This window comes from Enterococcus faecium (genome assembly GCF_029023785.1).
Classification (GTDB): Bacteria; Bacillota; Bacilli; order Lactobacillales; family Enterococcaceae; genus Enterococcus_B; species Enterococcus_B faecium.
The window spans coordinates 1,565,563-1,585,793 of record NZ_CP118955.1; the positions used below are offsets into that span (position 1 = coordinate 1,565,563).

General features: G+C 38.2%; 20 protein-coding genes and 2 pseudogenes. 4 read left to right on the forward strand and 18 right to left on the reverse strand.

Annotated elements, in window-relative coordinates; translation table 11 throughout:
- Positions 1-13: 13 nt before the first annotated feature.
- The 8 genes from hslU to ylqF all read right to left on the reverse strand — a co-directional run bounded on the left by hslU (position 14) and on the right by ylqF (position 9,194).
- Positions 14-1,414 (reverse strand): ATP-dependent protease ATPase subunit HslU, encoded by a 1,401-nt coding sequence (gene hslU, locus PYW34_RS07600; protein WP_002288421.1) that lies wholly within the window; start codon positions 1,412-1,414, stop codon positions 14-16.
- A 13-nt stretch (positions 1,415-1,427) separates the two neighbouring features.
- A complete protein-coding gene (gene hslV / locus PYW34_RS07605; protein ID WP_002288419.1) occupies positions 1,428-1,976 on the reverse strand; it encodes an HslVU peptidase proteolytic subunit in 549 nt (182 codons plus the stop codon).
- Positions 1,977-2,012: 36 nt separating this feature from the next.
- Entirely contained in the window at positions 2,013-2,918 is a 906-nt protein-coding gene (gene xerC, locus PYW34_RS07610) for a tyrosine recombinase XerC (RefSeq protein ID WP_002288415.1), read from the reverse strand.
- Between the two features lie 197 nt (positions 2,919-3,115).
- Entirely contained in the window at positions 3,116-4,492 is a 1,377-nt protein-coding gene (gene trmFO, locus PYW34_RS07615; RefSeq protein WP_002320953.1) for an FADH(2)-oxidizing methylenetetrahydrofolate--tRNA-(uracil(54)-C(5))-methyltransferase TrmFO, read from the reverse strand.
- Entirely contained in the window at positions 4,461-6,539 is a 2,079-nt protein-coding gene (gene topA, locus PYW34_RS07620; protein ID WP_002288411.1) for a type I DNA topoisomerase, read from the reverse strand. The genes trmFO and topA overlap by 32 nt, the downstream gene beginning before the upstream one ends.
- 121 nt (positions 6,540-6,660) lie before the next feature.
- Positions 6,661-7,518, reverse strand: a complete 858-nt coding sequence (dprA, locus tag PYW34_RS07625) for a DNA-processing protein DprA (RefSeq protein ID WP_002333253.1) — start codon at positions 7,516-7,518, stop codon at positions 6,661-6,663.
- 55 nt (positions 7,519-7,573) lie between these two features.
- Positions 7,574-8,341: a ribonuclease HII gene (locus PYW34_RS07630; protein ID WP_002296990.1), complete on the reverse strand. Its 768-nt coding sequence runs from the start codon at positions 8,339-8,341 to the stop codon at positions 7,574-7,576.
- Entirely contained in the window at positions 8,334-9,194 is an 861-nt protein-coding gene (ylqF, locus tag PYW34_RS07635) for a ribosome biogenesis GTPase YlqF (RefSeq protein ID WP_002296988.1), read from the reverse strand. The genes PYW34_RS07630 and ylqF overlap by 8 nt, the downstream gene beginning before the upstream one ends.
- A gap of 259 nt (positions 9,195-9,453) precedes the next feature.
- Between ylqF and PYW34_RS07640 the strand changes: the two genes are divergently transcribed.
- Both PYW34_RS07640 and PYW34_RS07645 read left to right on the forward strand, forming a co-directional pair.
- Positions 9,454-9,852, forward strand: coding sequence for a VOC family protein (locus tag PYW34_RS07640; RefSeq protein ID WP_002298119.1), 399 nt, complete (start codon positions 9,454-9,456; stop codon positions 9,850-9,852).
- A gap of 236 nt (positions 9,853-10,088) precedes the next feature.
- A pseudogene (locus PYW34_RS07645) lies at positions 10,089-10,400 on the forward strand (ECF transporter S component); the annotation flags it as partial.
- A 15-nt stretch (positions 10,401-10,415) separates the two neighbouring features.
- Here PYW34_RS07645 and PYW34_RS07650 read toward each other — a convergent pair.
- Positions 10,416-11,369 (reverse strand): IS30 family transposase, encoded by a 954-nt coding sequence (locus tag PYW34_RS07650; RefSeq protein WP_000222572.1) that lies wholly within the window; start codon positions 11,367-11,369, stop codon positions 10,416-10,418.
- A gap of 98 nt (positions 11,370-11,467) precedes the next feature.
- Between PYW34_RS07650 and PYW34_RS07655 the strand changes: the two are divergent.
- Positions 11,468-11,698, forward strand: a pseudogene (locus PYW34_RS07655) (folate family ECF transporter S component); the annotation flags it as partial.
- An 82-nt stretch (positions 11,699-11,780) separates the two neighbouring features.
- Here the strand turns inward: PYW34_RS07655 and lepB are convergent.
- The 6 genes from lepB to PYW34_RS07685 form a co-directional block, all read right to left on the reverse strand.
- Positions 11,781-12,332, reverse strand: coding sequence for a signal peptidase I (gene lepB, locus PYW34_RS07660; RefSeq protein WP_002294418.1), 552 nt, complete (start codon positions 12,330-12,332; stop codon positions 11,781-11,783).
- Between the two features lie 151 nt (positions 12,333-12,483).
- Positions 12,484-12,711: a YozE family protein gene (locus PYW34_RS07665; protein WP_002288398.1), complete on the reverse strand. Its 228-nt coding sequence runs from the start codon at positions 12,709-12,711 to the stop codon at positions 12,484-12,486.
- The gene (gene msrA, locus PYW34_RS07670) at positions 12,708-13,226 is read right to left on the reverse strand and encodes a peptide-methionine (S)-S-oxide reductase MsrA (protein WP_002288397.1); all 519 of its coding nucleotides are present in this window, start codon (positions 13,224-13,226) and stop codon (positions 12,708-12,710) included. Before msrA ends, PYW34_RS07665 begins: the two co-directional genes overlap by 4 nt.
- A gap of 19 nt (positions 13,227-13,245) precedes the next feature.
- Positions 13,246-13,959: a YpmS family protein gene (locus PYW34_RS07675; protein WP_002288396.1), complete on the reverse strand. Its 714-nt coding sequence runs from the start codon at positions 13,957-13,959 to the stop codon at positions 13,246-13,248.
- Positions 13,960-13,961: 2 nt separating this feature from the next.
- Positions 13,962-14,858 carry an SGNH/GDSL hydrolase family protein gene (locus PYW34_RS07680; protein ID WP_002288395.1) on the reverse strand — a complete coding sequence of 299 codons (897 nt, stop codon included), beginning with the start codon at positions 14,856-14,858 and terminating at the stop codon, positions 13,962-13,964.
- A gap of 157 nt (positions 14,859-15,015) precedes the next feature.
- On the reverse strand, positions 15,016-15,858 hold the full coding sequence (locus PYW34_RS07685; protein ID WP_002288394.1) for a DegV family protein: 843 nt from the start codon (positions 15,856-15,858) through the stop codon (positions 15,016-15,018).
- A gap of 131 nt (positions 15,859-15,989) precedes the next feature.
- Between PYW34_RS07685 and trhA the strand changes: the two genes are divergently transcribed.
- On the forward strand, positions 15,990-16,643 hold the full coding sequence (gene trhA, locus PYW34_RS07690) for a PAQR family membrane homeostasis protein TrhA (protein WP_002288393.1): 654 nt from the start codon (positions 15,990-15,992) through the stop codon (positions 16,641-16,643).
- Positions 16,644-16,705: 62 nt separating this feature from the next.
- Here the strand turns inward: trhA and PYW34_RS07695 are convergent, their stop codons facing one another.
- The 3 genes from PYW34_RS07695 to PYW34_RS07705 are packed head-to-tail and all read right to left on the reverse strand — an operon-like array spanning position 16,706 to position 20,095.
- Positions 16,706-17,233, reverse strand: a complete 528-nt coding sequence (locus tag PYW34_RS07695) for a dihydrofolate reductase (protein ID WP_002288392.1) — start codon at positions 17,231-17,233, stop codon at positions 16,706-16,708.
- A gap of 19 nt (positions 17,234-17,252) precedes the next feature.
- On the reverse strand, positions 17,253-18,200 hold the full coding sequence (locus tag PYW34_RS07700; RefSeq protein WP_002294416.1) for a thymidylate synthase: 948 nt from the start codon (positions 18,198-18,200) through the stop codon (positions 17,253-17,255).
- A gap of 11 nt (positions 18,201-18,211) precedes the next feature.
- Positions 18,212-20,095 carry an ABC-F family ATP-binding cassette domain-containing protein gene (locus PYW34_RS07705; RefSeq protein ID WP_021414906.1) on the reverse strand — a complete coding sequence of 628 codons (1,884 nt, stop codon included), beginning with the start codon at positions 20,093-20,095 and terminating at the stop codon, positions 18,212-18,214.
- Positions 20,096-20,231: the final 136 nt, after the last annotated feature.

Here is a 20,231-nt window from a genome sequence, read left to right on the forward strand (position 1 = left end):
GTCCTCCGATTTTTTATAAAATATAGCGACTTAAATCTTCATTTGCCGCAATTGAGCCAAGTTTGTCATCCACATATGCTTCTGTGATCGTTATTTCTCCCATTTGCATATCTGGTGCTTCAAATAATAGATCTTCTAGTAGTTTTTCCAAAATGGTATGCAGTCTGCGTGCGCCGATATTATCTGTGTCACGGTTGACATCGAAAGCGATTTGAGCGATCCGTTCAATTGCTTCTTTTGTAAACGTAACTGACACATTTTCTGTACCGATCAACGCGACGTATTGTTTTACTAAAGCATTATTTGGTTCGGTCAGAATCTTCACAAAATCTTCAGCTGTCAAATCATCTAATTCTACCCGTATCGGGAAGCGTCCTTGAAGTTCTGGAATTAGATCACTTGGTTTAGACAAATGGAAAGCTCCTGAAGCAATGAATAGGACGTGATCTGTTTGGATGATCCCGTATTTTGTGTTTACTTGTGAACCTTCGACAATTGGCAATATGTCTCTTTGGACGCCTTCTCTGGATACTTCTCCAGATTGCTGTGATTTAGAAGTGATCTTATCGATTTCATCGATAAAAATAATTCCACTTTCTTCCGCTAATTTGATTGCCTCACTATGGATATCAGCATCCTTGACTAATTTTGCTGATTCTTCCTTGATCAATAACTCTAAAGCTTCTTTGACTGTTACCGTCCGTTCCACTTTTTTCTTCGGTGTCAAAGCACCTAGAGTTTCATTTAGGTCGATCCCCATTTGCTCCAATCCATTGTTCATCATTGGTGCAGGTTTCTTTTGGTCTTCAACTTCAATGGTTACTTCACGACTATCCAGTAAACCCTTTTGTAGTTGTTCCAAGACTGTACGGCGATTGATTCGAATATCTTCTGTCACTTCTTCTTGCGGTTCAGCGGTATTTTGCTGGCTAGCATTAAAAAGATTCATCATTTGTTCAAATTGATTAGTGGATTGTTTCTGTTCTTTTTTGATACCAGGTACCAAGATTTTTACCAAACGTTTTTCTGCATTTTTTTTAGCACTTGTGTATACACGGCTGTACTGCTCTTTTTCTACGATTTGGATCGCATTTTCTACTAAATCCCGAACCATTGATTCTACATCTCTTCCGACATAACCGACTTCAGTAAATTTTGTTGCTTCGACTTTGACAAATGGTGCATTGACGATTTTTGCCAAACGTCGTGCGATTTCTGTTTTACCGACCCCTGTAGGTCCGATCATCAGCATATTTTTTGGTGTAATATCTTGTTGCATTTTTTCATCTAACTGCAAACGGCGATAGCGGTTACGCAAAGCAACGGCAACAGATTTTTTTGCTGCGTGCTGTCCTACGATATATTCATCTAATTCACTTACGATTTGTCTTGGTGTTTGTTTTAATTCATACATATCTACTCACCTCTTACAGTTCTTCTACGATAATATTATGATTAGTAAAGATACAGATATCTGCGGCAATATTTAACGCATTTTCTGCAATTTCTTTCGCACTCATGTCGTTTTGAGCATAGTTTTTCATTGCTCGGGCTGCAGCCAACGCAAAATTCCCTCCTGATCCGATAGCTAAGATACCATCATCTGGTGTGATAACTTCTCCTGTACCTGAAACAAGAAGCATTTCTTTATCATTCATTACGATCAGCATCGCTTCAAGTTTTTGCATAGATTGCTGTGTCCGCCATTCTTGAGCTAATTCGACAGCTGCGCGTTGTAGATTCCCGTTATATTCGTTTAGTTTGCCTTCAAATTTTTCTTCTAAAGTAAACGCATCTGCAACACTTCCGGCGAAACCTACAACAACTTCTCCATTGTAGATACGTCGTACTTTCTTTGCAGTGCCTTTCATGACAACAGATTCACCCATTGTTACTTGGCCATCTCCAGCCATAGCAAATTTCCCGTCTTTTTCGACGGCACAGATAGTGGTTGAATGAAATGGTGATTCGACCATGTTTGTTTCCTCCTAAATTTGTTCTTTTCCTTATTTTTACGCTCTTGGATGGAAAGAACGATAGTTTTTTTGTAAACTTTCTTTTGTTACATGGGCATAGATCTGGGTAGTCGATAAATTGGCATGTCCTAGCAATTCTTGGACTGTCCGCAAATCTGCCCCATTATTTAATAAATGAGTAGCAAATGTATGGCGCAGCATGTGAGGATGGATATCACTATCCAAACTGCTTTTTTTGATCATTTGATTCAAGACATATTCAATTCCAGTAGGCGTGATTGGTTTTCCATGATGATTCACAAAAACGATATCATGCTCTTCGTGATATTTTGTCATCAATACCTGGCGGCCTTCCCTGAAATATTCTTGCAGAGCATCTTGAGCAAAAGAACCTAGAGGAGCATATCTCTCTTTGTTCCCTTTACCATGGATCAACATGACCTCTGAATCAAAATCAATGTCTGATACCGACAAACTGCTACACTCACTTAAACGGATGCCTGACCCGTAAAGGACTTCCAGTAAAGCGCGGTTCCTCAAATCCAAAGGACTATCTCCTGCTACGCTGTCAAAAAGTGCTTGCATTTCATTTTCATAAAAAAAACGTGGCAGTCTCAAATTTTTCTTTTTGAGATGAACGTAAGAAAATGGATTTTCTTTTATCACTTCTTCTTTGAGAAGATACTGATAAAACGAACGTAGGCTGGCTATCTTGCGACTGATAGAATTTCTGCTATAGCTAGGACGATGATCAGCTAATGCACTCAAATAGACACGAACCGTAAAATATTCCGCCTTCAGCAGATCAGCGTCTCCAGATTCCTCCAAAAAATGTTTGAAATGGAGAATGTCTTCTTCATATGCTTCTTTCGTTTTTTCTGAATATCCTCTTTCGACAATCAAATAACGCAAAAATTTTTGTTCCCACGTGGCTTCTGTCATTTTCTCACCTTCCTTTTGTCCCAGAGAATAATTTAGCACAGCGTTTATAAAAAGACAAATAAATTGTCAGAATTTAACCAATATTTCTAAGTTTGTTCACAATTGGCGCAATTCCTCACATTTTGTTTGAGAAATTCTTAAGAAAAACGCAAGAAAAAGAGCGAGACTATCCGTCTCACCCTCTTCATGGAGTTTCCTTACTCATTTGGGATTGCAGTTTTTTCTAATTCTGTTTTTATTGCCTCATTAGCTTTTAAAGCTCGTTGTGCAATTGCTTCATATCTTGCTTTTTTGTCTCGAATGCGCTCTGGCAGTTCAGGAAACAGACCATAGTTGGCATTCATCGGTTGGAAATGTTTTCCTTCCGCATGAGTAATGTAGTAAGCCATACTTCCAATAGCTGTTTCTTGTGGAAACTCGACTGGTTCCATTTCTTTTGCTAAGCGTGCGGCGTTGATTCCAGCAAGTAGTCCGCTCGCTGCACTTTCAACATAGCCTTCTACACCAGTCATCTGACCTGCAAAGAACAGATCTTCGCGTTTCGTTGATTGGTAAGTCGGTTTCAGCAATTCTGGCGAATTCATAAAGCTGTTTCGGTGCATCACACCATAGCGAACGAATTCAGCATTTTCTAACCCAGGAATCATCCGGAAAACACGTTTTTGCTCGCCCCATTTCAAGTGAGTCTGAAAGCCCACGATGTTGTATAAAGAAGCTGCAGCATTGTCTTGACGCAGCTGGATAACAGCATAAGGACGTTTGCCAGTTTTAGGATCTTCCAATCCAACTGGTTTCATAGGTCCGAAAAGCATCGTTTTGAATCCTCGCTGTGCCATTACTTCAATTGGCATACATCCTTCAAAATATTTTTCTTTCTCAAAAGATTTAAGTTCTGCCACTTCGGCATTGATTAGTGCCTCATGGAAAGCTTTGAATTCCTCTTCTGTCATCGGACAGTTCAAGTAAGCTGCTTCTCCTTTGTCATAGCGGGACTTCAAATATACTTTATCCATATCGATCGTAGCTTTGTCTACGATTGGTGCAGCTGCATCATAGAAATAAAAACCATCTGAACCATTGAATGCTTTGATGCTTTCTGCTAATGGATGAGAAGTCAAAGGTCCTGTTGCTACTACGGTGATTCCTTCCGGTATTTCAGTAATTTCTTCGTTTATCACTGTTACTAATGGATGCTCTTTGACTTTTCGGGTAATTGTTTCAGAAAAAGAATCGCGGTCAACAGCTAAGGCACCACCAGCTGGCACTGCTGTTTCATCTGCCGAAGTGATTACTACCGAATTCAATCGGCGCATTTCTTCTTTCAATAACCCTACTGCATTAGCCAAACTGTTTCCTCTTAATGAATTGGAACATACTAGTTCAGCAAAATTACTTGTGTGATGCGCCTCAGTCGATTTGACTGGACGCATTTCATATAAACGGACAGGGACTCCTGCTTGTGCGATCTGCCAAGCAGCTTCACTTCCGGCAAGCCCTGCTCCAACAACATTTACCATTTTCAATGAAAGAACCTCTTTTCTATTATTTTTGGATGTCTTCTTCGTAATCTCCATTTACACAGACTACTTGTTTACCGCCTTTGACTTTCTTCTCGACCAGATATCCGTCACATTTTGGACAATTTCTGCCCACTGGTTTATCCCAAGAAGTGAATTCACATTCTGGGAAACGGGAACAACCATAGAATAGTCTGTTTTTCTTAGATTTTCGTTCAATGACTTGTCCTTCATGACATACTGGGCAAGTCACACCGATTTCTTTTACGATTGGTTTCGTATTCCGACAATCAGGAAAATTACTGCAAGCATAAAACTTCCCATATTTCCCTAATTTTATCACCATCGGATGTCCACAGACATCACAATCGAATCCTGCTGGTTCATCTTTGATTTGAATTTTTTCGATTTTTTCTTCCGCATTCGTCAGTTCTTTTTCAAACGGTTTATAGAAACGATCAACCACTTTGACCCACGCTTCCGTGCCTTCTTCAATTTTATCCAAATCTCCTTCCATTTCTGCTGTGAAATGGATATCGACGATTTGAGGGAAGAATTCACAGATTAATGAATTGACAATTTCTCCTAGTTCAGTCGGCTCAAATCTTTTTTGTGTCAATTTTACATAGTAGCGTCTTTGGATCGTATCAAGTGTTGGTGCATAAGTGGAAGGTCGCCCTACCCCGTTTTCTTCTAGTGCACGAATCAACGTAGCCTCACTAAAACGTGCTGGTGGTTGAGTAAAATGTTGTTTTGGTTCAATATCAACAGATTGGACTACATCGCCTTCTTCAAGTTCTGGAAGAATATTTTCTTTCTCTTCTTTGCCGTCATCTCTACCTTCCACATACACTTGCATGAATCCTTTGAATTTGATTTTTGAACCGTTCGCAATGAAGATGACACCATTTTGTTCTAATGTCACTTTCATTGTATCTAAAATAGCTGGTGTCATCTGACTAGCCACAAAACGTGACCAGATCAATGTATAAAGTTTCAATTGATCTTTATCTAAATATTGTTTGAGTTCATCTGGTGTACGAAGCACACTCGTTGGACGCACAGCTTCATGGGCATCTTGTGCGCCTTGAGCATTTTTGATCTTTCGGTGATCATGTCTAGAAAATTCTTTTCCATACGTATCTTCAATAAATGCTGCGGCCTCTGCTTTTGCTGTATCGGCAATCCGGGTAGAATCAGTACGCATGTATGTAATCAAGCCGACTGTTCCTTGTTTACCCAAAGTGATTCCTTCATATAATTGCTGTGCTACCATCATGGTTTTTCTTGTTCGAAAGTTTAACTTACGGGCAGCTTCTTGTTGCAGGCTACTTGTAGTGAAAGGATTCGCAGGGTTTCTTTTGCGCTCTTTCTTTTCTACTTTTTTAACTTCGAAGTCTGTTCCATCAATTCTAGCAGTGACTTCTTTTACACTTTGTGCATCTGGTAATTTCTTTTTCTTACCGTCGATTCCCCAGAAATTTGCTTTGAATTTCTTGCGAGCTTTTTTAAAATTACCGTCGATGCTCCAATATTCTTCTGGAACAAATTCTCGGATCTCTTTTTCACGGTCAATAATAATTTTTAAAGCGACAGATTGGACACGTCCTGCACTTAACCCTTTCTTGACCTTACGCCAGAGAATAGGACTGATCGAATAACCAACGATTCTGTCTAAGGTACGACGAGCTTGCTGTGCATCTACTAAATCTACATCGATCGTTCTTGGTTCCTTAAAAGCTGCTTTGACTGCGTCTTTTGTGATTTCATTGAAGACCACCCGATTTTTTTCTTTCAGATCCAACCCAAGTAGGTACGCTAAATGCCAAGCAATCGCTTCTCCTTCTCTATCCGGGTCACTTGCCAAGTAAACTTTTTGAGCTTTTTTTGCTGCGGCTTTCAGGCTTTTGATGACATCGCCTTTTCCGCGTATAGAAATATAATGGGGTTCATAATTGTTTTCAAAATCGATACCCATTTTACTTTTCGGTAAATCTCTTATATGGCCAACACTGGCCATTACTTTATAGTTTCGTCCAAGATATTTCTCAATTGTCTTGGCTTTTGCAGGTGATTCTACAATCACTAAATATTTATACGCCATTACTGAATGGACTCCTTTCCATTGTCGTGTTCCTACTATTAAAAGAGGATTCATACAAATCGTAGCTAATCATATCCATTCAGAAAACGTTTGTCAAGAAAAGCAAATGAAAAGTATGGTGTTATTCTTTAAATTCTGCCAAGATATCTTCACCCGAAACCGTGCAAACTGCACCGTCTTGGATCAAATGATGACATCCGGTAGAATGTTCTGTTAAAATATTTCCTGGAACAGAAAAAACTGTTCTTCCAAGATCCAATGCTTGCTGTGCTGTTATCAGAGAGCCGCTTTTTTTCTTGGCTTCAAAGACACATGTTACTTTAGACAAAGCTGCGATAATCCGATTTCTCATTGGAAAACAATGCTTTTTCGGGCCGGATTGAGGAGGATATTCACTCAAAAGAAGATGATCATTTGCAATCACCTCTTGCAAGTCACGATTTTCAGCAGGATAGACTTGCTCTATCCCTGTTCCAATGACTGCGATTGTCCGTCCACCATGAGAGATTGCTGCTTGGTGACCGTATGTATCTATCCCTTTCGCGCAGCCACTGACGATCACATATCCAGCTTCTATCACTGGTTTTAGTAAATAATAAACTGTTTTTTTGGCTAAAGCAGAAGTGTGTCTTCCACCAACAACGCTTAACATGTTACAAGAAAGTAAAGATAGATCACCATTATAAAACAGTACAATTGGCGGATAGGTCAAGTGAAGCAGCTGAGGGGGATATTTGGGATCAAAGCAAGTGATAAACGACTGTTTCGATTGGATTTTGCCCCAGTTAGCGTGAATTTCCTGCCAACTTTTGCGAAACAGCTCCCGATGTTTGGTTATTTTACCTATCTTAATGATGTCTTCAAATCCGATTTCTTTATAAGGATACTGCATCATCCAGTTAGCAAGTGCCCATTTTCCTTGACTACTGATTCCTTTTGTATAAGCAAGTTTCAATAAATTTTCTTCTATTTGATACATCATAAAACCGCCTTTCGTCTCTCTTTCTAATAAGATACGTAAAAGCGGCTGTTTTTTATTGTAAATATTTTTTTACAGGTGCAAAACTTTTACGATGGATTGGCGTAATTCCTTGTCGTTCAAGTCCTTCTAAGTGTTCCTTTGTTCCATAACCTGCATTATGCGAGAAACCATATCCAGGATAAAGCACGTCATATTCTTTCATCAATTGGTCTCGATATACTTTAGCAATGATACTTGCAGCAGCAATCGACACAGATCGTGCATCCCCTTTGATTATTTTTTCCTGCTGAATAGGCAAATCCAAGGTCATCGCATCGATCAACAAATAGCTTGGTACAATGGACAATTTTTCTACTGCTTGGATCATCGCTAATTTACTTGCTTCATAAATATTCACATCATCGATTGTCTGTTGATCAACGATCCCGATCCCGATTGCCAGGGCTTTTTCTTGAACTTGTTGATAAAGAAGTTCTCGCTTTTTCTCTGATAATTGTTTGGAGTCATTCAGCCCTAATATGATCTCATTTTTCGGCAAGATAACTGCAGCTGCCACGACAGGTCCAGCTAATGGTCCTCTTCCTACTTCATCAATGCCGGCAATCCATTGGTGACCTTGTGCGTACCCTTGCTTTTCAAAGCAAAACATTTCTTCATATTTTTCCTTAATTAATGCTTCCTTTTTCAATCGTCGTTCAAAAGAAGCCAGTGCTTGCTGCACGCCTTTGCGTGGATCATTTCTTAATGATTCTAGTGTAGGATCATCTATTCTCTGTATGCTTTTCAATCGTTCTTTGATACTTTGGATGGATTCAGTCATCACTTTTTTGCTCCATTTCTTCGCAACGATCCAGTGTGTATCGTCCAAGTTTTCCTTGACGAATATCATGCACGACTAATTCGCTGCCACGATCATAGTCTTCTTTATACCCACGTTTTGCTGTAATATCCATCAGTAATTCCGGTGCCAATTTTTCTTCTTGCTCGATTGATAAACCATAACGATCGCTGATTCTTCCTGAATAATATCGGGCAAAAAAGTCTAATCCGTAAATCGCTAAATCATCTAAATGGACAAGCTGGTCTTTGATCGCGCCTGTCAGCGCTAGTTTTTTGCCGATTTCTTCATCTTCAAATTTGGGCCATAAAATCCCTGGTGTGTCTAACAATTCCAACTCATTACCTAAACGAAGCCACTGCTGACCTTTTGTTACGCCAGGCTTATTTCCTGTCTGTGCAATTTTCTTGCCTACTAGTCGATTCATCAACGTAGATTTCCCAACATTTGGAATACCTAAGACCATTGCCCGAATAGCGCGAGGCTTGATCCCCCGAGCAGCATCTCTTGCCCGTTTTTCTTTCAATGCTTCTTTAGCCGCAGGTACTAGACCTTTAATTCCTTTACTTTCTTGTGCCGTGATAGCTAATGCAAGATGGCCTTGTTTACGAAAATATTCTTGCCACAGCTTTGTCTGTTGTGGATCTGCCAGATCCGCTTTATTCAATAAAACAAGGCGAGGTTTTTGCTGAATGATCTGATCTAGCATTGGATTACGAGAAGATAAAGGTAATCGTGCGTCTACCAATTCAAATACGATGTCCACATATTTCATTTTTTCAGAAACTTCTCGTCGGGCTTTTGCCATATGTCCCGGAAACCATTGGATGGTCATTGTTCTCTCCATTCCTTTCATACCGGAATATTCCCCGGCTTTACTTGTTTTTTTCTTTTTCAATATAAATTCACTTTTTTATTATAAAGAAATTCCATCTATTAGTTAAGTGAAAGTGAACCAGTCCTCATTCTATCACATCTTCACTTTTTTGATGATGCAAATTTTTATTTTGGTTTCTATATATGAATCTAAATTTTTGACAGCGTTTCCTAAATAAGAGATGATAGACGAACAAAACAGAAAGGAGACGAAACAAATGAATAGTATGGTTTTTGTTAATTTTCCTGTTGCTGATGTCAATCGTTCCGTTGCTTTTTATGAAAAGCTGGGTTTTAAAAAAAATGAAGAATTTTCTACTGAAGAAGCTGGTTCAATGGTATGGGATGACACTTTTTGGGTAATGCTTCTCTCTCATGATTTTTATAAAAAATTTATAAAAGATAAAGAAATAGCTGATAATAAAAAAACAAGTGGTGCTTTGATTTCGTTTAGTGTTGAAAACGCGGATGAAGTAAAAAAATTTGCTCAAATTGCAAAAGAAAATGGTGGTACTTTCCACGAAGTAGATATGGGAATGCCTGAAGAAGAAATGTTTTCATTAGAAGTCCAAGATCTAGACGGAAATACATTAGAACCCGTATGGATGAAGATGTAAGCAGATAACTAATCTGACGTTTTTTATAACAAAAAAACAAAGGCGGATGATACGATAAGTATTCTCCGCCTCTATTTTTTTTATTCGTACAATCTCTTTTTTACAGTTTATAAAAGCAGTCTTCTCACCCTTTTTTTAATTGTTAGATGCCAGTGTATGTAAATCACCAATGTGTCATGACACATTGGTGATTTTATGGTATCCTTTTATTATTAACTGACAAAGGAGAGAATATTTTGAACACTTTGATTGCAAAAGACGTTTTTAGATTGCCCGAAATGAATGCAAGATTGTTGTCAACCTCTGCTCTTTTATTAGCCCTTGATGTCATCTTATACAAGATAGCGATTGGTCCTGCTTATTTTCAAATCACATTCGGATTTTTAAGTATGGCGCTTATGGGTTATCTATATGGACCGATCTGGGCTGGTTTGCTTGAAATGTTGTCGAACACTTTAAATTTCACGATATTTGGTTCAGGAACGTTTCAAGCTGCTTTTCTTATCACGGCTTTCCTTGGTGGATTTATTAATGGCTTATTTTTATATCTATTATTTGTCAAATTAAGCGAGACAAAACTTTCCATTTACGTAACTCAAAAAAACTTCTAATGGTGTTTGGTAATTTAGTGATTTTCTAGGGATATGGTTTCTTTTGGACGCAACGGATGAGATGAATCCTTGATTGACTTGGTTGAATTCCATTTCTTTTGGTAGTCCATCTTTTCGGAGGAGTCCGTTTGAATGTTCATTTAATCCCCGTTGGGAAGGCGTTCCTGGGTCTGCGAAATAAATATCAATATCATTCGTATTACTAATACTTTTCCAATTAGAGAATTCTTTTCCACAATCAAAGGTAATTGATTTGAAAAGATTTTTGGGTACGGATTGAAGCCATTCATTAATCGAATTTTCAATATCAACTGCCTTACGGCCTTCTGGTTTCAAGGCGATAATGGCTTTTGAAAGTCGCTCAACGAGTGTGATGACGGCACTTTTATGGTGGATGCCGACAATCGTATCACCCTCTAAATGTCCAAATTCTTCTTCGAAAACGACATAATCTTTTTTACGTTCAGAAATATTTCTTTTGAATGCCTGTTTTCCACGTTTTTCCTTATAACCATTTGGTTTTCGTTTTCCTTGCATCGGTAAATGTAAAACATTGAATTCTCCCGTCTTAAACCGGCGATAGAGGGTACTTACTGAACAAGAGAAGGTTCGCTCTGCACGGCCAATAATGACGTCTGGGGTCCAACCTTCAGTTGATCTTTTTTCAATGTATTCTTTTTCCTCAGCAGGAAAAATGATTTCGGTTCTCCCACAACGTCGCTTATTTTCTTTGTATTGTTCAAAGTATTCAAGTGCTGTTCCACCACATTTGAGAAAGTTATAGACATTGTAAATTGTTTGGCGTCCACGTTTAAGCTGCTTCGCAACGATAGCAACCGGAGTTTCTTGATGAAAATATGCTTCTATCATTACAAGCTCGTTTGGTGTAAGATGGGTATAAGTCATTTATGTTCACTCTCCTTGTATGCTTTAGCGGGTATTACAATTTGAGTGTAACATAAATGGCTTTTTTATTTGTCTCGCTTAATTATACAAACGGCGATCATAAAAAGATAAACCTGCCTTCCGTCATCGCTGCCCAATTATTGATTATGATCCCAGTCAGCCTTTTTATCAATTCTTGGCTGATGTCTGTTTTGTTTGGTGCAGATTTCAAAGTAATTTTTCTAGGTAGATTCATCAGGAATATGATCCAAATCCCTATTCAAATAATGGTTGTTTATTCATTTATCAAAACTTTAGAGGCTAGAAAAGTGTTTAAACGAGCTGTTTGATTTTACGTACTAAGGTAGTAAACTGATTTTGGATTAAACAATAAAGCGTGCAGTCTCAACAGACTGCACGCTTTATTGTTTCTCACTGGATCCATTTTATTTCATCAAGTGGATAATAGACAAATCTTGCTTTACCTAGAATATCAGTTTTATTGATCGTGCCAAACGAACGACTATCTTTTGAAACTCTTCGATTATCTCCAAGTACAAAATAATTATCTTCCGGAAGCTTGGATTGTCCCGTTAGCTCTTGTAGTGTAAAGTCCGTCGTATAGGATGCATTTGCATGATCTGATTTCAGGTTTTTAGTTAGATAAGGTTCCTTAACTACTTTCCCATTGATCTTCAATTGATCATTTTGGTAGCTGACATTTTCTCCTGGAAGACCGATTACTCGTTTGATATAAATCGTGCCATCTGCTAATTGAAAAACAACAATATCAAATCGTCTGATCTCCGAAAATTTTTCCATCACAACCATATCACCTTGCTTCAACACGTTTTCCATTGAATTGCCTTCCACTGGTACCGGGATGAATAAAAATCCCCGCAACATGAACGCAAGGAATACAGAAACAAGTAAGTATTTGAATACAAGCCAGAAGCGATTAATATAGCGTTGTTTTTTTGTCAATCTCTATCAATCCATCCCTCTTTTTTTCATTCTTTCTTTATTATAAGAAAAATATCAAAAAAATGCGACTAGATAGCTGAAATAAAAATAATTCTTTCAATTAGGCTATTGGACAAAAAACTTTTTTGATCATAAAGTACAAAACTATCTCTTATATGTCATGATTATTTTCTAAATATTTTTCCCATGCTTCGTCAAAGATATCCATGGACGGCAAATAGTCGACATTCAGTTCCAGATAATTAGAAATTTCTTCGTAGCTAGAGCTGTGCTTAGGAAATTGGATGTCTTTACCGGCTTCTGTAGCGAAAACAGATAAAGCATCATGTGTGCCACCGCCTCGCAGTGTCATTAAATAATGAAAAAAGCTTCGATTCACCCTTCGTTCCTCCAATTTTCTTCGATAAAGGCAGCCCGGCGTGCATGGTTTCTTTTAAAATTTTCAGGATGCTTTTTATAATACTCTTGATGGTCTTCTTCTGCTAGATAAAATGGTTGGGCTGGTTCGATTTTTGTAACGATTGGCTGTTCGAAACGTCCACTTTCAGCTAACTGTTTCTTACTTTTTTCAGCAATGATCCGCTGTTCTTCTGTCAAATAAAAGATCACCGGGCGATAATTGTCACCGCGATCCTCGAATTGTCCGAAAGCGTCAGTTGGATCAGTTTGCTGCCAGTAAAGTTCTACTAATTGTTCATATGAAATCAATGTTGGATCATAGATAATCTCCACTGCTTCTGTATGTCCAGTCGTTTGGCTTTTTACTTGTTCATAAGTCGGATCTGGTACATGCCCTCCAGTATATCCTGACATCACTGTATGGATACCAGGAAGCGTGTCGAAAGGCTGGATCATACACCAGAAGCAGCCTCCTGCAAATATTGCTCGTTCCATTATGATTCCCCCTCTAATACTACTCATCCGATGATTTTTTATTTTCTTTTGTCTTGCTTTCAGTACTGCTGGTGCTAGTTTTGTTGGTATTTGAGTTGTTTGAAGCATCAGAGGTATCTTTTGGCAAATATAGACTAAACCGAATGTCATCATTTACTAAGTCGATTTTATCTGCTTTAATATACATCCCGTTTTGCATTCGGAATTGATCCAACCTAAGCATGATAGTCAGATCATCTGTATTGACTTCGATCCAATCTGGTAATTTATAGTTTCTCTTGATCATATTCATCACATCTTTGATTGGCAAACTCAATGTTCCGATAGAAAGACTTCTAGCTTTTAGTTGGACATTTCCGTTTTCCATCACATACGGATCAAAATATAAATAGAAATCGATAGGAAAACCTAGTACTTCGAAAGTACCATTGAGTAGTGCTTCATTTTCCAAATAAAATTTATATTCAATATCACTATCTTTTTGATACTCACTAAGGAAAAAGCTGATGATTTGATTGACTTTTTCTTTATTTGAATTGATCGTTAAGACAGGATCTCCTTGTCTTTCCGTAAGAGCTGGTATTTCTGGGAGTTCTGGTTCCCGATTAGCAAAAATACGGCTGCCTAAAAATACGGTCGAACCAAGTACTACCCCAAGAAGGATAAGGAAGGCGAATTTCCAGTAATTTGTTTTCTTTGTTTTGTTTGAAGATACGTCAGATCTTGTTTTCATGTTTATTGATCATCCTCCTTCTCTAACCATTGGTTTTGTGTCTCGATCAGCTGATCTCTCACTGCATTTGCCATCAATTGATAACCTAAATTATTTGGATGGAAATGATCTTCTTCATAGAGCACATTATTTTTGATGCCATTTAGATTTTCTGTCGTGCTAGTTGTTTGATCTGTTCCTTCTTCTGTGACACCTACTTCCTGATTCAATCCTTGATAAAGCAAATCATTGATTGGGATAAAGTAGCAGTTCGGCATTTTTTTTGTCACCGTTTCTGTTCCTTTGTTCCAATTGTTAACAATTGTCTGCATGTCAGTGATCTCAGGAAAGTTCAAATAAAATGGATTGTAGATGCCTAAAATGTAAATAGGTGCGGTTTTATTGAGGGATCGAAATTCTTCCAATAGTTCTGTGACATTTTCCTGATAGTTTTTCAGTGGCTTTTTAAAGGAATTGACCGTTAACCCGAATAAATTATTTTGGATAACTTTCATCAAATCATTACCGCCAACAGTCAGTGTGATAAAATCAGCTGTTTTGATATTGTTTCGAATTTCTTCTTTTGTTTTTACTCGCTTTAAGATCTGGTCACTTCGTTCACCATTTACACCATAGTTTTCTGTTTCAACCGCGGTCAAATTATAACGGTCTTTTAGATCATTTGCGACAAGGGGAACGAATCCTCCTTGCTTGGTTTGATCTCCTACTCCTTCAGTCAGCGAATCTCCGATAGCTATGTAGTGAAGTTTTTCTTTTTTATTTGGATCTTCTCTCACAGTAGTTACTGGTTTCATTAGTGGGCCAGCTTTCGGTATAGAAGCAGCTAAACCTGCATAGATGATGATCGCAATTAATAATGGGAACAAAACGAGGATCAAATGTCGTTTCGTTAATTTCATTTTTTCACCTCTTGTATTCGATTGGTTCTAATGTTATCAAAAATTTTATCAAAAAGGTAGTCTTTATGAAAAAAGAAAACAATTATTTTCCTAATTTTATAAAGAAAAAGAGAATAAGCTGCAAGCCTTTCAGGCTGAGGGCTTATCCTCTTTTCGACTAATCTACATAATACATGATTGCAAACGCGTCTTTACCAGTATGCGTAGCGATAACCGGATTCGTATGCAGTACAGGGATATGCATGTCCGGGAATAATTCTTGCAAACCCTCTTTGAATTCTTGCGCCAATTCTTTTGCATCCGCATGTGAAATACCGATTTGTCGCACATTTGGCAATTCTTTCAGTTCATTTTTCAAATTATTAAACCATTTATCGAACGTTTTCTTTCCTCGCCCCTTAGTTACAGGGATTAATTCAGAATGGGCGAAATTCATCACCACGCGTATGTTCAAAACACTAGACAGCAAACCAGTTGTTCGGCTGATTCTTCCACCTTTTACCAAGTTATCTAGTGTGGATATTCCGATGTATAATTTTGTATTGTCTTGTACTTTTTTGACTTCTTCAAGGATTTTCTCTACTGTTTTACCTTCTTTTGCTAATTCAGCTGCTCGAATTACCTGAAAAGATAATCCTTGGTCAGTGGTATCACTGTCGATAACCGTTACTTTCGTTTTTGTTAGATTACTGGCTTGTCTTGCTGCTTCTACTGTTCCACTCAAGCCTTTTGTCATATGGATCGAAATCACTTCACTGCCGTCTTCTCCTAGCTCATCATACATCGAGATGAATTCTCCAATTGGTGGTTGGCTTGTTTTGGGCAGATTTTTTGCTTTCGCCATCATTTCCATAAATCTTTCGCCGTCTAGTTGGTCATCATCGGGATATACTGTTCCGTCGATCATGATGGATAGCGGCATGACACGAATGCCTAAAGCATCGCGTACATTTTTTTCCATCGTACATGAAGAATCTGTTACGATTTTTACATTTGTCATTATTTTCTCTCTCTCTTTCTTTAACAAGATGCCTTATTCATGTTAAACTACATGTAAGACAATTTCTATTTTTAGTATAACAGACAAATAATGATTTTTCATTAATTACACCTAGTAAAGGAGCCGTTTTCATGGAAAAAACGAAATTTAATCGAACGTATGAAATATTAAATGAAGTGTTTAATGCAGTCACCCATGGAATTGGGACTGGATTGAGTATCGCGGGACTAGTGGTTCTTTTAGTAAAAGGTGCCCACTTGCATTCCTCCCTCCATATTGTCTCTTATGCTATCTATGGATCGATGATGATTCTTTTATTTTTAACGTCTACTTTGTTTCATTCATTGATTTTTACAAAAGCAAAAAAGGTGTTCCAAGTATTCGATCATAGTTCGATTTTTCTTTTGATTGCAGGAAGTTATACTCCTTTTTGTTTGCTGAGTATCCGAGGATGGCTAGGTTGGACTTTATTTGTATTAATCTGGTTGTTTGCGATTCTTGGCATTATATATAAAGCGTTGACGTTGCATAAACGGGAGAGAGTATCAAAAGTATCTACGATCATCTATATTTTTATGGGGTGGCTCTGTGTCGTGGCTGCTGTTCCTCTTTATCACTCTCTTGGAATGACTGGTGTTATTTTGATGGTAGCAGGCGGGCTTTCTTACACGATAGGCGCATTCTTTTATAGCTTGAATTCTATCCGCTATATGCATGTTGTTTGGCATTTGTTTGTTATGTTAGGTGCAGGTTTTATGTACTTCTCTGTTTTATTCTTTACTTAATAAAAAAAATAAAGCTATGGATGGGACAGCTCTAAATAACAGCTAGTCTATCCATAGCTTTTTTATATCGTCAATTCGCCTGTCCCGCTTTTTACAGGATTCTCATTACGCTGATACGTTTCAAATTGATGCGGATAACGATTTTTTTCATCCATTTCTCCTTGACTAGTATTGATCAGTGACCAATCAGACCAGTCAACAGGTGGAAAATAAGCATCTCCATCGAATACATGATGGATGACTGTACGGTATAATATCGTACAAAATGGCAGAAATTCTTGATAAACAGCTGACCCTCCAGCGATGAAAAAGATACCGTCTGTTTCTTTTTCCAGAGCAAGCACGTCTTCCACACTATGCATGACATGCACGCCTTCTGCTTTATAGGAAGAATCTCTCGTCAAAACAATCGTCTGACGATTCGGCAACGGACGGCTACCCATCCCTTCGAATGTTTTTCGTCCCATCACTAGTGTATTTGCTTCTGTCATTTGTTTGAAGAATTTCAGATCATTTGGCAAACGCCAAGGAAGACGGTCTTCTTTTCCAATCAATCCGTTTTCATCCTGTGCCCAAATTGCAGCTAACATTTTCTCATCCTTTCTGATTCTAAACAGCGATAGGAGCTTTGATCGCCGGATGTGGGTCATATCCTTCTAATTGGATATCTTCCATCTCAAAATCAAATACTGACTGCTTTTCCTGATTCAAAACTAAAGTCGGAAATGCGCGTATTTCTCGGCTCAATTGTTCTTTCATTTGTTCGATATGATTGATATAAAGATGAGCATCTCCTAATGTGTGAACAAATTCGCCAACCGCTAAACCTGTTTCATGTGCAATTAGGTGAGTCAGCAACGCATAACTTGCAATGTTGAACGGAACGCCTAGAAACACATCCCCACTGCGTTGATACAATTGGCAGCTTAGCCGTCCCTCTTGAACATAAAATTGAAACATCGTATGACAAGGAGGCAAAGCCATGCTAGGAACATCTTCCGGATTCCATGCAGAAACGATCAATCTTCTAGAATCAGGAGTCTTTTTGATTGCTTCGATCACTTGTTTGATTTGATCGATAAAGCCACCGTCTTTTGTTTCCCAGTGACGCCATTGATAGCCGTAGATGTGTCCAAGATCGCCGTATGTTTCAGCAAAGGAATCATCGGTTAGGATCTTCTCGCAAAAAAGCTTGCTCTGCTTTTTATATTCTTCATTGAATTCAGGATCTGTCAAACATCTATGGCCAAAATCAGTCATATCTGGTCCATTATAGTCTGGACTTTTGATGTAGCGTTCAAATGCCCATTCATCCCAAATATGGTTTTTATTTTGTAATAGATAGCGGATATTCGTATCTCCTTTTAAAAACCAAAGCAATTCGCTTTTGATCAATCCAAAAGGTACTCGTTTCGTTGTTAACAAAGGAAACCCTTTTTGCAGATCAAACCGCATTTGGTATCCGAATAAGCTTAATGTGCCTGTGCCTGTTCTGTCTTCTTTACGATGCCCTTCTTCCAACAATTTTCTTCCTAAGTCAAGATACGCTTGTTCCATCCTTTTTCCTCCTAATCTTCTACCCATTCACTCAAGTATTCCCACCGTGCCATTTTTTCTTCAAGTTGTGCTTCTGTTTCAGATACGTCGTTTTGCAATTCTTGTAATCGAGTGAAATTATCTCCTTGATGATTCATCTCTTCTTGGAGCAATGAGATTTTTTCTTCAAGTTCTGCAATCTCATCTTCAATCGTTTCCCATTCTTTTTGTTCCATGTAAGATAATTTCTTCTTTTCAGCAGGTTCCTTGCTCTGTATTTTTGGTTTCGCTTTTTCAGCAGGCTGCTGGGTCTCTTTTTGCTTCAGTAAATAACTGGACATGTTTCCGTAATAAAGTTCTTGTTTTCCGTTTCCTTGGAATACTAATAACTTATCTGCTACCTTGTCCAAGAAATAACGGTCATGGGAAACAGTGATCACAGCACCTGGAAAACTTCTAAAATAATCTTCCAAAATCGTCAATGTTGCTATGTCCAAATCATTGGTCGGTTCATCCAATAATAAAACATTAGGTTGCTGAATCAGCAGTTTCAACAAAAATAACCGGCGTTTTTCTCCGCCTGAAAGTTTGCCTATCAGTGTCCCATGCATAAATCTTGGAAATAAAAATCGTTCAAGTAATTCTGCTACTCCGATTTGACTGCCATCTGCTGTTTTTGCTTCTTCAGCAGCTTCTTGTAAGTAAGCAATCATCCGTTTATCTGGTGCCATTTCTTCATTTTCTTGTGTATAATACGCAAGATGAACCGTTTCACCGATAGACATTGTACCGCTATCCAGGGGAATTCTGCCAGCTAGAATATTAAGCAATGTCGATTTTCCCGCACCATTTTTACCAGTAATACCTAGTCTTTCCCGAGATTGAATCAGTAAATCTAAATGTTCTAGCAGTGTTTGGTCATTTATACGGTAACTGCCATCTTTGATTTCCAGTACTTTTTTCCCTAAACGTTGTGTCGCTAGGTTCAGCTCTAAATCATCTTCTTGGTTTACTTGGTACAAGTTCTCCTTTAGATCTTCGAAACGGTTGATCCGTGCTTGCTGCTTGGTGCCACGTGCCTGTACGCCAGCCCTCATCCAAGCTAATTCCTGTTTATAAAGCCGCTTGCGCTTTTCTTCTTGTTCTACTTCTACACGATCACGTTCTGCTTTTTCTAAGACGTAAGCTTCATAATTTCCTTTATACTCGTATAATTTTCCAAATGAAAGTTCGAAGATTCGGTTTGCTACTCTATCTAGAAAATAACGATCGTGGGTAACCATCAATAGTGCGCCACGGTATTGTTTCAAATAGTTTTCCAACCACTCGATCGCTTCATAATCTAAATGGTTTGTTGGTTCGTCTAGTAATAGTAAATCGGGTTCATCAATCAACACTTGCGCCAGACTAACTCGTTTTTTCTGACCACCTGATAAAGTACTGATTTTTTTATCTAATTCACTGATTCCTAATTTTTGCAAAATAATCTTTGCGTTGGTATCTGTAGTCCAAGCATCTTCTTTATTCATTTGTTCTTCTGCTTTAGCATAACGTTTTTGCACATCAGGGTCTTCTCCGTTTTCCCCTAGTTCGATCAATGCTTCCTCATATGCTCGAACAGTTTGGATCAAGGGGCTGTTTCCTTGAAAGACTGCTTGGAGAACAGTTAATTCATCGGAAAATTCAGCTGCTTGAGAAAGATAACCAATACGGTAATCAGTTGGATAAAACACTGTTTGCCGATCACCGTCGCTGCTATCGATACCGGCAATAATATTTAAGAGACTTGTTTTACCCGTCCCGTTCGTCCCAATCAACCCGATACGGTCTTTTTCGTGGACCAAAAAAGAAATCTGGTCAAACAAATCTTTTTCACCATAAGTTTTTTTGAGGTCAGTTACTTTTAATTCTTTCAACATGTTCCCTCCTTATCTTGGATATTGTATCATAAAAATAGTGAACTTCAGGAAAATTTTTTTGGTATTTGTTCTTTTTGTGTTCTCAAAAAAAGAACAGGACCGATTCGATCCTGTTCTGATATGTTTTGTTTTT